Origin of the sequence: Mycobacterium sp. E1747, assembly GCF_001667775.1 — a bacterium.
Classification (GTDB): domain Bacteria; phylum Actinomycetota; class Actinomycetes; order Mycobacteriales; family Mycobacteriaceae; genus Mycobacterium.
This window is the reverse complement of record NZ_LZJI01000025.1, coordinates 18,687-33,421: the sequence shown is the minus strand read 5'-3', so window position 1 is coordinate 33,421 and position 14,735 is coordinate 18,687. Positions and strand designations below refer to the sequence as shown.

Here is a 14,735-nt window from a genome sequence, read left to right as displayed (position 1 = left end):
GAGGCAGGGCGCAACGAAATTCGGCAATCCCGCGCTGTTTCGGTTTACCCTGGGCAAATGCCATCCAAGTCATCCAGGCCGGGCGAAGTTCAAGAACTTGATTACTTGTCGTTCGTCGACTACGCCGTCGACGTTGTCGGCGAGCGCCTCGAGTACATCGATGTCGGCGCCATGCGGTTAGGGCTTTCGTTGCATCGACTTACCAGCTCGTTGATCTACGATTGGGAGTCGCGGGTGCACCGCCCCCGCGGCTGGACGTGGGCTGGGTTTAGGGTGTTGTTCACGTTGTGGGTCGTCGGGCCTTTAGGGGCCAAGCGAATTGCCGAGTTGTCCGGAATGAGCCGCGCGGCCGTTTCGTCGCTGCTGAACACGCTCGTGCGCGATGGTCTGGTATCGCGAGAGACGGCAGCAGATGATCGCAGGGGCGTGGTGGTGGCCCTCACCCCGGCGGGCCGCAAAGCCATTCGGGCTGCATTCGTCGAACACAACAAGCGCGAGCAGGCGTGGGTCGAATCGTTGACACCCGCCGAGCGGCAGACTCTTCAGAAACTGCTCAACAAGCTGATCCGGGGGACGGCAGCGGCCAATGTGAGGCGTCGGTCCTGACCGCGACAGGAACAAGAGCCGGGTAATCGTGCTGCCGCAACCAGCGTGGTGTCTCGGCCACCCTCTTTCAGTCTCCGTAATGCATCCAGATCGCCTTGGTCTCGGTGTAGGCCTCCAGTGCCCACGGCCCCATCTCGCGTCCCCAGCCAGACGACTTGTATCCGCCCCACGGGGCAGCCATGTCCGGGTAGGGCGCCATGTTGACGAACACCGCGCCGGCCCGGAGCCCGTTGGAGATTCGGTGTGCCATCGCTAGGTCTTTGGTCCACACCGACGCAGCGAGTCCGTACTGAGAGTCGTTGGCGCGTCGGATGATCGCCTCGACGTCCTCGCCACCGTCGTAGCCGGTAACGGCCAGCACCGGGCCGAATATCTCTTCTCGCATGATCGTCATATCGTCCTTGACGTTGGTGAACAACGTCGGCTGATAGAAGTGGCCACGGCCTTCGACAATTTTGCCGCCGGCAACCACCTCAGCGCCTTCGTTGCGCCCGTTGGCGACCAGTTTGGCGACGTGATTGAGATGCCGCGAGGAGGCCAACGGGGTTACCTGCGATGCCGCGTCGACTCCGGGACCGATCCTGAGTGTCGACATTGCTGCGGCAAGCTTGCCGACGAACTCATCCTCGCGGCGGTTGTCGACGTAGAGGCGGGTGTATGCCGCGCACACTTGGCCGGCATTCATCATGACGGTGCTGGCCAGGTGGGCGGCGACGGCGGCGTCGATATCGGCGTCGTTGGCGATGATGCTGGGCGCCTTGCCGCCGAGTTCCAGCGTCAAGCGCTTGAGGTTGGAACGGGCGCTGGCCTGGGTGATCAAGCGGCCGACTTCGGTCGACCCTGTGTAGGAGAGGTGGTCGATGTCGGGGTGTCCGCTCAAACACTCCCCTACCGAGGAATCACCACTCACCAGATTGACCACACCGCGCGGGAATCCGGCGTCCTCGACGAGCTCGACCAGACGAATAGAACTGAGCGTCGTGAACTCGCTGGGCTTGATGACCACCGTGTTGCCGGTAGCCAGGGCCGGGGCCAGCTTCCACGCCAAAATCATCAACGGGAAGTTCCACGGCGTGATGAGAGCGGTCACCCCGACGGGCTCGCGGCGGGTGAAATTTAGCGTGGCGGGGAACGACACCGGATTGGTGCTGCCGTGCAGTTTGGTCACCCACCCCGCGAAATATCTGAAGTGCTCGGCCGCGCCGGCGACTGTCACGTTGCGTGCGACGGCGATCGACTGGCCCTGATCCCGTGTCTCCAGATTGGCCAATTCCTCACTGTGCCGGTCTATCTCCTCAGCGAGCCTAAACAGCATCGCCGCTCGCTGGCCGGGCAGTAGGGCAGACCAGCTTGGGTCAGCCAATGCCCGGCGGGCGGCGGCCACGGCGTCATCGACGTCACCGGCCGATGCGATGCCGACATCTGTAATGGGTTTACCGGTGGCAGGATCGGTGCTTGTCAGCACGCCGGCGTGCGCCGGCACCCATTGACCGTCGATGTATAAGCGGGTCGCCATGGTCTACTCCTCGATGAATATTGGGACTCTTGTGACCGCATCAGCGGTCGATCGGACGATGGTTCGAGATGAGTACGTTGCCCGCCGATTGGTGCGTCGCCGAATTCTGATCCCTCGCCACGCGTTGGGAACTTCGGATGGCCGTCGGATTGTCATGAGAGCGTGGTCAACTCGGGTTCGGTGCGCTGACGTATGTAGTCGCGGTCGACCCCGGGAGCCAATTCGCGCAGCACCAGACCATCCGGTGTGACGTCGACGACTCCGAGGTCGGTGATGACACGCTGCACGACAGCCACCCCGGTCAGCGGGAGCGTGCAGGTATTCACGATCTTTGGTGCGCCGTCGGGATCGGTGTGCTGCATACAGACGATTACGCGGCGGGCTCCGTGTACGAGGTCCATCGCCCCACCCATCCCTTTGACCATCTTGCCGGGCACGGCCCAATTGGCGAGATCGCCCGTGCGGGATACCTGCAGTCCGCCCAAGACGGCGACGTCGATGTGGCCGCCGCGGATCATTCCGAACGACAGCGCCGAATCAAAATAGGCGGCACCCGGATTGACGGTCACGGTCTCCTTGCCGGCGTTGATGAGATCAGCGTCGACTGAGTCCGGATCCGGGTAGGGCCCAGTGCCCAACAGCCCATTCTCGGAGTGCAATATTACCTGCCTGGTAGGTGGCAAGAAATTGGGAATCATTGTAGGAACACCGATTCCAAGGTTCACGTATTGGCCGCCGCGAAGCTCCTGGGCGGCGCGCGCCGCGATCTGTTCACGCGTCCAACCCCGTTGGGCGCGTTGCGGTGGACTCGACGTCATGATGTGAAACCCTCGGACGCGCGCACAGTTCGCTTCTCGATGCGTTTTGCCTGGGGTCCGGTCAGCACGACCCTCTGCACGAAGATGCCCGCCAGGTGCACCTGCGCCGGGTCCAGCGCGCCCGGCTCGACGAGCCGCTCGGCTTCGACAATGGTGGTACGTCCTGCCATCGCAGCAAGCGGATTGAAGTTCATCGCCGTCTTGTTGAACACGAGATTTCCGTGCCTATCGGAAATCTCGGCATGAACCAGGGCATAGTCGGCGCGAATGGCTGTTTCCAGCAGGTGAGGTCGTCCATTGAAGACACGCACCTCCTTGGGGGGCGAGGCTTTCAGGACAGATCCCTCCGGCCCGTAGCGCCACGGCAGGCCGCCGTCACCGACCGGTGTGCCGACCCCTGCTGGGGTGTAAAAGCCCGGAATACCGACGCCACCGGCGCGCAACCGTTCGGCCAAGGTGCCCTGCGGGATCAGCTCGACCTCGAGTTGACCTGATAGGTATCGGCGGGCGAACTCGGAGTTCTCCCCCACGTATGAGGCCGTAATGCGGGATATGCGTCCAGCCGACAAGAGGACCCCGAGGCCATAGTCGTCTACCCCGCAGTTATTCGAAATGATGTGCAAATCAGCAACGTCGCGGTCGCAAAGGGCGGCGATCAGCCCGTCGGGCACTCCGCAGACTCCAAACCCGCCCACCGCTAAAGACGCGTGGTGGGGAATGTCGGCGACGGCGTCCGCGGCGGAGGGCCACACCTTGTCGAGGGTCATCGCGTCATCTCTCGGGCTGGCGTTATGCGCCCACGTACCTCGCCAAATCCGATGCGGCCGCCATATTGCCCGGGCGCTGACGCGCTGATGACCACTTCGTCGCCGTCTTCGAGAAACGTGCGCTTCTGCCCGCCCACGGTTACTGGTTCGGCGCCATTTCGGGTCAACTCGATGAACGAACCCAGTTGATGAGCTCGATCTCCTGATACCGTCCCGGAAGCGAATAGATCACCGGTGCGCGCACCAGAACCGTTGACGGTGCAATGCGCAAGCATCTGCGCAGGCGACCAGTACATCGCGGCATAAGGCGGCCGCGAGATCTCCGTGCCATTCCACACGATGCTGAGATCGATATCCAGTCCCCAACCCTGGGCCTCCTGCAGATAGGCCAGCGGTGAATGGTCGTGGGGAGGTGTTGCCAGGCGTGCGGATTGCAGCGCGTCTAGAGGAACGACCCACGGCGAGATCGATGTCGCGAAGCTTTTGCCCAGAAAGGGGCCCAAGGGAACATACTCCCAGGACTGAATGTCCCGTGCCGACCAATCATTGACGATGACCGCCCCGAAGACATGCTCGGCGAAGCTGTCGGTACTGATCGGTACGCCCACAGGAGACCCGACGCCTACGACAAAGCCGATCTCGGCCTCGATGTCCAGACGAATGCTGGGCCCGAAGCCGGGCCCGTGGCCGTCGCTCCCTTTGCTCTGACCGCAGGGGCGCATGACGTCGGTACCCGACACCACGACCGAACCGGAGCGGCCATGGTAGCCGATCGGAAGATGTCTCCAGTTGGGCGTCAACGGATCACCGTCTGGTCGGAATAATCGGCCTAGGTTGGTGGCGTGATGTTCTGAAGCATAGAAGTCGACGTAGTCGGCCACGTCGAACGGCATGTGCATACGCACCTCAGAAACGGGCACCAAACAGCTTCTCGGCATAGCGCCGTTGCACACCAACTCCACGATCCTGCGGCGGACACTGACCCAGCGCCGCCGCCCCTGCGCCATAAAGGGGTTGAGGGTCGCGTTGGCGAATACGGGTTCATCGAGCGCCGAGGCAAGGTCGATCACGGAGTCATTGATTCGGACCCCTACCCGCGGGCTGGCTCCTGATACCGAAAACACCCCGTAAGGAAGGTTATCGAGGCCGAAAAGGGATTCGCTCGGGCCCTCCGAGCTAGTCATTGATACTTCCAGAAACAGCCACCACATCATCAAGGGCATCGGCAGGAAGTAACCCCAGTGCGACCAAGTCTTCGAGCGGCTCGATTACACTGCATGTCCCCAGCGATCGAAAGACTCTGCGCGTCAGAACGACTTGCTCATCGACAGCTCCGATGAGTTGCCTCGCCAATGCATTTGCGTCGCGTGCGCCGAGAATCTCAACCACGTCGGCGGTGTCGGCCCCATCCACGGCCGCACTGACGGCGAGCATTATGTTCAGAAAGCCGTGTTGCTCGAACCCGTTCCGCGGATCCGTATTACGGATCGCCCGATGCAATCCCGCGGTTGCCTTGAACGACACACCCACAGCGACCAGGTCGATGATCGTAGCGCCCAGCCCGAGCTCGTCGGGATACTCCCCCGCCGTGACACCGCCGGTGCGGATCTTTGCGCAGTATCCTGTGGCGCGCAAGGCATCAATCAGGTCGTAGCGCCGAGAATCACGGGGCAGTTCGACAAAAACCCCGACGTCGGGGGGTACGGTCTTTTCGAGCATCGACAATGTGCGCGCCGCCGAAATATTCGGTGGGAGGGCGACTTCGACGGCGACAATCCGCAACCCGGGAATTGGTCTCGACAGCGCGGCCTCCACCGCCGAGGGCCCGTCACCGAAAGTCAGCGCGACGGTCAGAGGTCGGCTGTCGGGCATCGCAGGGCGATCGTTATTAAGTTCCGGAACAGCGGCTACCGGGAGTACCAGTGGACCCACATAACGGCTCCGCGGAAGTCGGCCATGTTCGTGGTGTTCGCACAGCGCCCGTGATAGCGGCGCGTTGCCCGGGGGAAATACCGCCGCGTCGTCAAAAAAGCCATCAAACAGCGACACCGGTCTGCCTTCCCTTCGGCTCACTCCAAGTCCACGCGTAGCCGGGGTCATCACAGGCCAACGCAGCCTCACCCAGCTCGAATGGCCGGAATGTGTCCACCATGACAGCGATCTCATCGAATTGCTCGACTCCAATGCTGGCCCCATACGCACCCGGCTGAGGCCCATGTGCGTGCCCTCCGGGGTGCAGCGAGATGGAACCGGCGCCGATGCCCGACCCGTGCCGCGCCGCATAGTCGCCTTTGACGTAGAACATGACCTCGTCGGAGTCGACATTCGAGTGGTAATAGGGTGCAGGGATCGCCTGAGGATGGTAATCGACCTTGCGCGGCACGAAGTTACAGATGACGAAGTTGTGCCCCTCGAAGACTTGATGAGCGGGAGGCGGCTGGTGAACTCGACCCGTGATCGGCTCGTAGTCGGCAATATTGAAGGTAAATGGGTAAAGGCAGCCGTCCCACCCCACGACGTCGAACGGATGGTGTTCATAGACCAATCGGGTGCCCAAGATGCCGCCCGTTCCACGATGCTTGACCAACACTTCAACGTCGTGTCCCTCGATGCACAGCGGAGCGACCGGCCCATGCAGATCCCGCTCGCAGTAGGGCGCATGCTCGAGGAACTGGCCTAGTCTGGCAAGGAATCGCTTTGGAGGACTGACGTGACTGTTTGCTTCGATGACATAGGCACGCAGCGGTTCGATCCCTTCTGGCATCCAGCGGTGGGTGGTGCCGCGAGGGACCACCACATAGTCGCCGGCCTGCGCCGGCAATTCGCCGAATACGCTCTCAATCAGCGCGGTGCCGCTCTCGATAAACACGACCTCGTCGCCAATCGCGTTGCGATAAAGAGGCGAAACCTCTGCCGCAGCCACATACGAGATACGCAGATCGGCATTCCCGAGCAGCAATCGGCGGCCGGTTACCGCGTCGCTGGACCGAATGGCAGCAGGTGGAAACAGCTGATGCGGCTGCAAATGCCGTGGCTTGAGCGGATGATTGGGCACCGTCGTCTGGTCGAGCATCCGCCACTCATCCGCCGCCACAATCCCTGAGGGGATATGGCGGTGGTATAGCAGCGAGGAGTCCGAAGAGAACCCGTCCGCCCCCATCAGCTCCTCGTAGAGGAGCTGGCCATCATCAGCCCTGTGCTGGGTGTGCCGCTTGGGCGAGACAGAGCCGACCTGTCGGTAATAGGGCACCGCGCCTCCTTGCCAGCCTGCAGAGCCGCTGTCATCGCGACACCACATCGAACCGTTAGTAAAGACTTTAACTAATTCCGACGAGGTGCACAACCGCCGACCTCGGATATTTGGCGCTTCGACCGCCGAAGCGGTTGTGCGGTAATCGATTTGCACGTCTGATCGGCAGCGGTGTAGCTGGATACGCGGCGGGCAGCCGGGACCCGCCACCGCGAAAACGCGGACCTTGATCTGCGCACCCGCTGGCGCTTTGGCCGCGCTAGACCTTTTGGTGGTCAGCAGCGGACGAATCTGGGCGCACCGTGTCGCGGTCGTCCATTATCGTCTTGATCTGGCTCGCAACGGCTTCAGCGGATATCGCATCGCCGAAATGTGTGATGAATCTGCCGTCGGGCCCCAGGAAGTAGGTAAAGGCCGTATGCGGTGTCCGGTATCCGCCAGGCACGGAGGGATCCACGGTATGCCTGACGTAGACGTGAAACGCCCTGCGAGCCGACTCGATCTGTGCGGGGGTCCCGGACAGACCGGTGAAATTGGGCGCGGTCTCCGCTAGGTAATGACGCATTTGTTCTGGCGTGTCGCGTGCGGGATCCACGGTGACGTAAAGGGGTTGGATCTTCTCGGCCGCTGAGTCGAGCAGGCGCAAGACCTGTGTGAGGCGTGCTAGGGCACGCGGACAGACCATTTCACAATGAGTGAAGCCGAAGAATATCAGCGCATACATGCCACGGTAGTCAGCATCCGTGACGGCGCGTCCATCGTGATCGACAAGCTCGAAGGTCGGAAACTCCGGGATGCTCACCGCGCACTCCTTTCGCCTGCTTGCCGCCGGTCGAGGCATCACGCCACCGGGGTCGGTACTGTGCGACGCGACTTACAACGACCTGTGGCTAGCAGCTGAGCCGTCGATTCAATAATGAGAGTGCCACGTATTGGCCTAGCTGTGGTGTTCGGATTACGAACACCACAGCCGCCCTCCGCGCCGTCTACCCCGACCTGCGCGTCGAGCCGCAGGACAGCCTGCAGTACGCCCGGATTCTGCGCTGAGCGCCAGTGCGTCCAGGACGGGACTCATCGGCGTGTCGCCCCCGTGGACGCACCCGCGAAGCCGTCAGCGCACAGCCGATCGCGCGCGGTCCAGCGCGCGGCGGGCGTAGGCCCGCACGTCGGCGTCACCGTCCTTGAGGGCGATGCTCAGCGCGTCGCGCGCGGCGGGTTCACCGGCCCAACGCGTCAGGCTCAGCACGGCCGCCTTGCGCACGTCGAGGTGCGCGTCGGCGAGCGCCTCGGCCAGCGCCGGCACCGCGACGTCGGCCGGCGCGCCCGCCAGCGCACGCGCCGCGCCCTCCCGCACCTGCCACGCCGGGGCCCGCAGCGCCGCTTTCACGTTAGCGAAATCCGCTGGGCGGCAACCGAGCTCGCCTAGTGCGGCCAGCGCGGCCGCGCGCACCAGCGGGTCCGGGTCCACGATCAGCGCGCTGACCGCCTCGCCGCCGCCGCGCAGCGTGGCCAGGCCGGCCGCCGCGGTGATCCGGACCTCACGGCTCTCGTCGCCAGTCGCGGCGACCACACCGGCCACGTCGTCGACCGACACCAGCGCACGCACGGCCTCGATGCGCATCCGATGGTCGGGATCGGCGAGCGCGCGGCGGTAGTCCTCCGGGTCGCCGACCCGCCGCGCGGCCAGCACGTAGAGCGCGGCCGCCCGCACCATCACGTCCCGCGAGCTCAAGCGCGGCTGGACGCCGGCGGGCTCGGGTAACACCTCGACCAGCTCGCGGATCCCCTCGGCGCCCGCGCGCCGCACGGCGGCGTCGGTGTCGTCCAGCGCGGCGAGCAGGGCGGAAGCGTATCCGTCGGGGATGTGTTCGGTGAGCGTGGCCACCGCCGTGCGGCGCACGCCGGGGTCGGGGTCGATCAGATAGGGTCGCAGCCCGGCAATCGTCGGCTCCTCGAGGGCCAGGACCTCGGCGATGCGCGGCGACGGCGGTTCGAATGACGCTGCGGCCGGGGCGATCCGGGACCGGGCGGTGGCCGGGGCCTGCCCGCCGACCAGCGGCGGCTGCTCCACCGCCCGCACGGTCTGGTCCGTCGGCGGCAGGCCGTCCAGCTCCGGGACCGGCACGAAATACGGGGCGACCGGCCGTTTCAGGAACACCATCGCACCGTCGGCGCCCTTGCGCAGGTTGAGGTGATAGCCCCATTGAGCGTCGTCGCGGCTGGGCAGGTCGGCGCGGTCGTGGTAGAGGCCCCAGCGCGATTCGGTCCTAGTGAGCGAGGAGCGGGCGGCCATCTCGGCACAGTCGCGGATGAAGGACACCTCGACGGCGCGCATCAACTCGTGGGGGTTTCGCGCCCCCATCTCGGCGATCTCGGCCCGCATGCGCTCGAAGGTGCGCACGGCGATGGACAGCTTGGCCGCCGTCTTGGGCGGCGCCACGTAGTCGTTGACGAACCGGCGCAGCTTGTACTCGACCTGCGGCTGGGGCGGCCCGTCGGGATGCCGCAGGGGCCGGTAGATCAGCTCGTGCGCCTCGCGCAGCTGGTCATTCGGGAGGTCTTGCGGCGCAGCGGTTTCCGCGCAGGCGGCCGCCGCGTCTGCGCCGGCGAGGTCGCCGAAGACGAACGCCCCGATCATGTAGTTGTGCGGGACGCAGGCCAGGTCGCCGGCGGCGTACAGCCCGGGCACCGTGGTGCGGGCGTGTTCATCGACCCAGACCCCGGAGGCCGAATGCCCGCTGCACAGGCCGATTTCGGAGATGTGCATCTCGATGTCGTGGGTGCGGTAGTCGTGGCCGCGGTTGGCGTGGAAGGTGCCCCGCGTCGGCCGTTCGGTGGTGTGCAGGATGTTCTCCAGCGCGGTCAGCGTCTCGTCGGGCAGGTGGGAGACCTTGAGGTAGATGGGCCCGCGGGCGGAGTCGATCTCGCTCTTCACCTCCGACATCATCTGACCCGACCAGTAGTCGGAGTCCACGAAGCGCTCACCGTGGGCGTTGACCTGGTAGCCGCCGAACGGGTTGGCCACGTACGCGCACGCCGGGCCGTTGTAGTCCTTGATCAACGGATTGACCTGGAAACATTCGATTCCCGACAGCTCCGCGCCGGCGTGGAAGGCCATCGCGTACCCGTCGCCGGCGTTCGTCGGGTTCTCGTAGGTGCCGTACAGGTAGCCCGATGCGGGCAGCCCCAGCCGGCCGCAGGCGCCGGTGGCCAGGATCACCGCCTTCGCCCCGATCGCGACGAATTCGCCGGTGCGGGTGTGCAAAGCGGCCGCGCCGACGGCCCGGCCACCGGAGGTCAGCACCCGCACCGGCATCAGCCGGTTCTCGATGCGGATCTTCTCGCGCATCGACCGTTGCCGCAGCACCCGGTACAGCGCCTTCTTGACGTCCTTGCCTTCCGGCATGGGCAGCACGTAGGAGCCGGAACGGTGCACCCGGCGCACCGCGTACTCGCCGTGTTCGTCCTTCTCGAATTTCACGCCGTAGCGTTCCAGCCGCTGCACCATCGCGAATCCGCGGGTGGCGGTCTGATAGATGGTGCGCTGGTTGACGATTCCGTCGTTGGCGCGGGTGATCTCGGCGACGTAGTCCTCGGGTTCGGCCTTGCCCGGGATGACGGCGTTGTTCACGCCGTCCATCCCCATCGCCAGCGCGCCGGAGTGGCGCACGTGGGCCTTCTCCAACAGCAGCACCTGGGCGCCATTCTCGGCCGCGGACAGTGCGGCCATCGTGCCGGCGGTGCCGCCGCCGATGACCAGCACGTCGCAGTCGAGGCGGACGGGGGTCGCCGGGTCCGGGATCTCCATCATGCCGCCACCACATGACCAAGGGCGGCAATGATTTCGGCGCGCAACCCGTCCCTTGGCAGGTCGCCGCGCGGATCGGGCACGTCGATCGACGCGCGGAGCGGCTCGCCGGCGCGACCGAGCACGACGATCCGGTCGCCCAGCGCGAGCGCTTCGTCGACGTCGTGGGTGACGAAGACGATCGTCGTGGGGTGGGTGCGCCAGGTGTCGATCAACAACCGCTGCATGGCCGCCCGGGTCTGGGTGTCCAGCGCGCCGAACGGCTCGTCCATCATCACCGCGCGGGGAGCCCCCGCCAGGCCGCGGGCCAGCTGCACCCGCTGCCGCATCCCGCCGGACAGGCTCTTGGGCAGGAAGTGGCCGAAACCGGCGAGCCCGAGCTCGTCGATCCAGCGCTCGGCCTGTGCGCGCCGGGTGGCGCGGGGCTCGCCGCGCAGCCTCAGCGCCAGCTCGATGTTGGACCGCACGGTTCGCCACGGCAGCAGCGCGTTGTCCTGGAACACCATGCCCCGGTCACCCGACGTGGTGGTGACCTCGACGCCGTCGGCCAGCACCCGGCCCTCGTCGGGGCGCAGCAGCCCCGCCAGGGCACGCAGCAGGGTCGACTTGCCGCAACCCGACGGCCCGGTCACGACCAGGATCTCCCCCGGGCGCACCGTCAAGCTCAGGTCGTCGATCACCGGAGTTCCGGTGTAGGACAACCGAACCGCTTCGAGCTCAAGGCTGGTTCCGATTTGTGTCGCAGTGGTCATCGCAAACCTTCCTGTGCGCGGGGCAACCAGCGAGTCACCCGACGGCCCACCAGCTCGACGGCCGCCGATGTGGCGAACCCGAGGACGCCGATGGTGATGATGCCGACGAACACTTGCGGGTAGGCCAGCACCGTGTAGTCCTGCCAGGTGCGGTAGCCGACGCCGAGACGGCCCGAGATCATCTCGGCGGAGATCACGCAGATCCAGGCCACTCCCATGCCGACCGACAGCCCCCCGAACACGCCCGGCAGGATGCCGGGCAGCACCACCTGGGTCAGCACCTCCCGGCGGCCGCCGCCCAGCGTGCGCACCGAGTCCTCCCACAGGGTGGGCAGCGCTCGCACGGCGTGCCGGGTGCTCACCATGATCGGGAAGTAGGCGGCCAGGAAGGTGATGAACACGATGCCCGCCTCGTCGGTCGGGAACAGCAGGATCGCCACCGGCACGATCGCGATCGCGGGGATGGGTCGCGCCAACTCGGCCAGCGGACCGAACAGGTCGGCGAACAGGCGCGAACGGCCCAGCAGCACACCGGTCGCCACGCCGATCACGGCCGCGAGCCCAAAGCCGGTCAGGATGCGGATCAACGACTGTGCCAGGTCAAGCCAGTACTCGTAGGAGCCGAGCCGGCGCTGCAGCGCGTGCACGATCTGCGTGACGGTGGGCAACGTGTCGAACCGCAACAGCAGCCGCACCTTGCCCGCGGTGAGCAACTGCCACAACCCGATTGCGGCGAGCACCGACGCGAGCCGCAGCAGGCGCGAACCCCAGGGCGAGGCGCGTCGCCGCTTTTGCGTGAGCGCGGGCGTCGCGATCACGCCGGGGACCTGGTCGGCCAGTGCTTCGACGGTCATACCGAACCTCCCAGTGCCTGCTGGTAATTCATGACGACGCCGCCCGGGTGGGCCACCAGGTACCGGCGCGCGCCGGCCTGCGTGCCGAACGGCAGATAGTTCTGGCCGTCTTTCACCCAGACCGCCTTGTCGGCGAACCACCGGGTGCCGAGCTCGGCGTCGGGAACGTAGGCCGCGCGGACTTTTTGGCCGCGGGCGGTGGCGTCGGCGACCGCGCGCAGCAAGCCGGTGGGGCTGGCGACCGTCTGCGTCGTGTCGGCCCCGTCCAGCCACAGCTCGCTGGCCAGCGCCGGGTCGCCGGCGAGCAGGGACGGGTTCGCCGCCCGCGCCCGGGTGGCGACGTAGTCCAGCCCGCGGGCGGCGAACACCGCGCGCAGCGGGTCGTCCACCGCGAACTTCCCGACGTCGAGGTCGGAGAAGTCACCGATCGATTTCAGGTAGGGCACATCGCTTTTCAACGCGTCGATCAGCGACGGCTTGTGCGTGGCGTCGAACGACGTCCCGCCGGGGCCGTTGTAGAGGTACACCACCTCCTGGGGCAGCCCGCTGGCCTGGGCGACGATGCGCGCCGCCTCCAGTGGCTTGTCGTTGAGGAAGTCGGTGGCGTCCAGTTGCGCTTGCAGGAACGCCGCCAGCACCTCGGGGTGTGCGGACGCATACGAGCGCCGCACCACCACGCCGTGCAACGTGGGCAGGTTCAGCTCGGCCCCGTCGTACAGCAGTTTGGCCTTGCCCTGGTACACCAGCAGCCCGGGCCACGCGACGAACTGCGAAAGCCCGTTCACCTGACCCGATTCCAGCGCGGACGCGCCGACCTGGGGCTGCTGGTTGAGCACCTCGACGCCGGTGATGCCGGCCCTACCCAGTGCGCGCACCAGCGTGCCGTGGCCCGCGGAGCCCACACTGGCCGACACCTTCGCGCCGGCCAGGTCCGCGAGCACGGTCGCCGACGAATCCGGTGCCACCACAACCATGTTCAGCGCACCCTTGGGGTTGTAGCCGGTGATCGAGACCATCTCCGTGCGGGCCAGCGGGTTGGCCTGGGTCTTGGACCCGTTGATCAGCATCGGGTAATCGCCCATCGAGCCGATGTCGATCTTCTCGGCAAGCATCTGGGCGGTGATCGGGGCGCCGGTGTCGTAATCCTGCCAGCGCACCGCGTACTTGGTGCCGGTGCGGGTGGTGATGTCGGCGAGCCGGCGCTCGAGGTAGCCCTGCGCGCGCAGCAGCGTGCCGGCGGTGACGGTGTTGATGGTTTTGGACTGGTATCCCACCACGACGTTGACCACGCCGGAGGATTGCGAGAGCGATTCCAGCGAGCACCCGGTGGCGAATACGGCGAGCGTAACCGCCACCGAAAGCAGCCGCAGGGCTTGCTTTTTCATGAGGCTCCCGGTTTCAACGGAGGAGATACGGCATGTTCACGGTGACGGCGCCGGTCGGACAGCGAGCCGCGCAGGGGCCGCAGTACCAGCACTCGTCCACGTGCATGAACGCCTTGCCGGTCTCGGGGTTGATCGCCAGCGCGTCCAGCGGGCAGACCTCGACGCACAGGGTGCAGCCATCGATACACAACGACTCGTCGATGGTCACCGGCACATCGGCCCGGGTATTGTTGACCAGCGTCATGTGTCGCTCCTTGTCAGGCTGCCGCGCATGGTGATTCGATCGCCACGCATCCGGATGTATTCCAAGTCAACGGGTGTGCCGTCGGCGAGACTGGTGAGCCGCTCCAGCATGAGCAGCGCCGCCCCATCGGGCACCTGCAGGGTGGCCGCCGAATGCGCGTCGGCGGGGATGGCCTCGAGCGCGAGCGACGCCGAGCCGAGCCGCTGCCCGCTGACCTCTTCGATGAGCGCGAACACGTCGTTGGTCTCCAGCGGGTGACGCAGCACCTGCTCACCGATGTCCGGGGCCAGGTAGGTCAGGTCGAGGCTGAGCGGCAGGTCGCCGAGGTAACGCAAGCGCTCGATGAAGACGGCCTGCCCGCCGGGTACCAACCCCAACCGGCGGGCCACCGACGGCGGGGCGGTGACAAGCATCGCGGCGCGCACCTCGTTGCGCACCTCACCGAGGTTCTTGAACGTCTCTTTCAGCCCCAGCAACGCGTCCAGCCCGTGTGCGTATTTGCGCTGGGCGACGTGCGTACCGACCTTGGGTCCGCGGTCGATCAACCCTTCGTGCTTCAGCACCGCCAGCGCCTCGCGAATCGTGTTGCGCGACACCAGGAATTCGGTGGCTAAGTGCTGCTCGGCCGGCAACCCGTCGGGGTAGGCGTCGGCGTGGATCTGCTGGCGCAACACGTCGGCCACCCGGCGGGCGCGGTCGGCCCGGGGCTCGCTGCTGATCGGTTGCGCCACGCGG

14 protein-coding genes are annotated in these 14,735 nt (G+C 65.9%); 1 reads left to right on the top strand and 13 read right to left on the bottom strand.

Translation table 11 applies throughout. The features are described from left to right. Positions 1-57: 57 nt before the first annotated feature. Positions 58-606 carry a MarR family winged helix-turn-helix transcriptional regulator gene (locus tag A5695_RS01940; protein ID WP_068077500.1) on the top strand — a complete coding sequence of 183 codons (549 nt, stop codon included), beginning with the start codon at positions 58-60 and terminating at the stop codon, positions 604-606. Between the two features lie 67 nt (positions 607-673). Here A5695_RS01940 and A5695_RS01935 read toward each other — a convergent pair whose 3' ends face one another. The 13 genes from A5695_RS01935 to A5695_RS01875 all read right to left on the bottom strand — a co-directional run bounded on the left by A5695_RS01935 (position 674) and on the right by A5695_RS01875 (position 14,731). Beyond that, positions 674-2,122 carry an aldehyde dehydrogenase gene (locus tag A5695_RS01935; RefSeq protein ID WP_068077498.1) on the bottom strand — a complete coding sequence of 483 codons (1,449 nt, stop codon included), beginning with the start codon at positions 2,120-2,122 and terminating at the stop codon, positions 674-676. 152 nt (positions 2,123-2,274) lie between these two features. Continuing rightward, a complete protein-coding gene (locus A5695_RS01930; RefSeq protein WP_068077496.1) occupies positions 2,275-2,940 on the bottom strand; it encodes a CoA transferase subunit B in 666 nt (221 codons plus the stop codon). After that, complete coding sequence (locus A5695_RS01925) at positions 2,937-3,707, bottom strand: CoA transferase subunit A (RefSeq protein WP_068077493.1); 771 nt, start codon at positions 3,705-3,707, stop codon at positions 2,937-2,939. The genes A5695_RS01930 and A5695_RS01925 overlap by 4 nt, the downstream gene beginning before the upstream one ends. Continuing rightward, entirely contained in the window at positions 3,704-4,891 is a 1,188-nt protein-coding gene (gene fahA / locus A5695_RS01920) for a fumarylacetoacetase (RefSeq protein WP_068077492.1), read from the bottom strand. Before fahA ends, A5695_RS01925 begins: the two co-directional genes overlap by 4 nt. Continuing rightward, positions 4,884-5,756, bottom strand: coding sequence for a hypothetical protein (locus tag A5695_RS01915; protein ID WP_068077491.1), 873 nt, complete (start codon positions 5,754-5,756; stop codon positions 4,884-4,886). The genes fahA and A5695_RS01915 overlap by 8 nt, the downstream gene beginning before the upstream one ends. After that, complete coding sequence (locus tag A5695_RS01910; protein ID WP_068077490.1) at positions 5,743-6,957, bottom strand: homogentisate 1,2-dioxygenase; 1,215 nt, start codon at positions 6,955-6,957, stop codon at positions 5,743-5,745. The genes A5695_RS01915 and A5695_RS01910 overlap by 14 nt, the downstream gene beginning before the upstream one ends. 259 nt (positions 6,958-7,216) lie before the next feature. Next, on the bottom strand, positions 7,217-7,759 hold the full coding sequence (locus A5695_RS01905) for an SCO family protein (protein ID WP_197515327.1): 543 nt from the start codon (positions 7,757-7,759) through the stop codon (positions 7,217-7,219). Between the two features lie 309 nt (positions 7,760-8,068). Beyond that, positions 8,069-10,768, bottom strand: coding sequence for a fumarate reductase/succinate dehydrogenase flavoprotein subunit (locus A5695_RS01900; protein WP_156749411.1), 2,700 nt, complete (start codon positions 10,766-10,768; stop codon positions 8,069-8,071). Further along, on the bottom strand, positions 10,765-11,517 hold the full coding sequence (locus A5695_RS01895; RefSeq protein ID WP_068077487.1) for an ABC transporter ATP-binding protein: 753 nt from the start codon (positions 11,515-11,517) through the stop codon (positions 10,765-10,767). The genes A5695_RS01900 and A5695_RS01895 overlap by 4 nt, the downstream gene beginning before the upstream one ends. Then, positions 11,514-12,371 carry an ABC transporter permease gene (locus tag A5695_RS01890; protein WP_068077485.1) on the bottom strand — a complete coding sequence of 286 codons (858 nt, stop codon included), beginning with the start codon at positions 12,369-12,371 and terminating at the stop codon, positions 11,514-11,516. Before A5695_RS01890 ends, A5695_RS01895 begins: the two co-directional genes overlap by 4 nt. After that, a complete protein-coding gene (locus tag A5695_RS01885) occupies positions 12,368-13,756 on the bottom strand; it encodes an ABC transporter substrate-binding protein (protein WP_068077483.1) in 1,389 nt (462 codons plus the stop codon). The genes A5695_RS01890 and A5695_RS01885 overlap by 4 nt, the downstream gene beginning before the upstream one ends. 13 nt (positions 13,757-13,769) lie before the next feature. After that, positions 13,770-14,000, bottom strand: coding sequence for a ferredoxin family protein (locus A5695_RS01880; protein WP_068077481.1), 231 nt, complete (start codon positions 13,998-14,000; stop codon positions 13,770-13,772). Next, complete coding sequence (locus tag A5695_RS01875) at positions 13,997-14,731, bottom strand: GntR family transcriptional regulator (RefSeq protein ID WP_068077479.1); 735 nt, start codon at positions 14,729-14,731, stop codon at positions 13,997-13,999. Before A5695_RS01875 ends, A5695_RS01880 begins: the two co-directional genes overlap by 4 nt. Between the last annotated feature and the right edge of the window lie 4 nt (positions 14,732-14,735).

Excerpts from the sequence above, each read along its gene's own strand:
- A5695_RS01935 (WP_068077498.1), bottom strand. The coding sequence starts at position 2,122 with ATGGCGACCCGCTTATACATCGACGGTCAATGGGTGCCGGCGCACGCC.
- A5695_RS01900 (WP_156749411.1), bottom strand. The coding sequence starts at position 10,768 with ATGATGGAGATCCCGGACCCGGCGACCCCCGTCCGCCTCGACTGCGAC.
- A5695_RS01890 (WP_068077485.1), bottom strand. The coding sequence starts at position 12,371 with ATGACCGTCGAAGCACTGGCCGACCAGGTCCCCGGCGTGATCGCGACG.
- A5695_RS01930 (WP_068077496.1), bottom strand. The coding sequence starts at position 2,940 with ATGACGTCGAGTCCACCGCAACGCGCCCAACGGGGTTGGACGCGTGAA.
- fahA (WP_068077492.1), bottom strand. The coding sequence starts at position 4,891 with ATGACTAGCTCGGAGGGCCCGAGCGAATCCCTTTTCGGCCTCGATAAC.
- A5695_RS01940 (WP_068077500.1), top strand. The coding sequence starts at position 58 with ATGCCATCCAAGTCATCCAGGCCGGGCGAAGTTCAAGAACTTGATTAC.
- A5695_RS01885 (WP_068077483.1), bottom strand. The coding sequence starts at position 13,756 with ATGAAAAAGCAAGCCCTGCGGCTGCTTTCGGTGGCGGTTACGCTCGCC.
- A5695_RS01880 (WP_068077481.1), bottom strand. The coding sequence starts at position 14,000 with ATGACGCTGGTCAACAATACCCGGGCCGATGTGCCGGTGACCATCGAC.
- A5695_RS01895 (WP_068077487.1), bottom strand. The coding sequence starts at position 11,517 with ATGACCACTGCGACACAAATCGGAACCAGCCTTGAGCTCGAAGCGGTT.
- A5695_RS01925 (WP_068077493.1), bottom strand. The coding sequence starts at position 3,707 with ATGACCCTCGACAAGGTGTGGCCCTCCGCCGCGGACGCCGTCGCCGAC.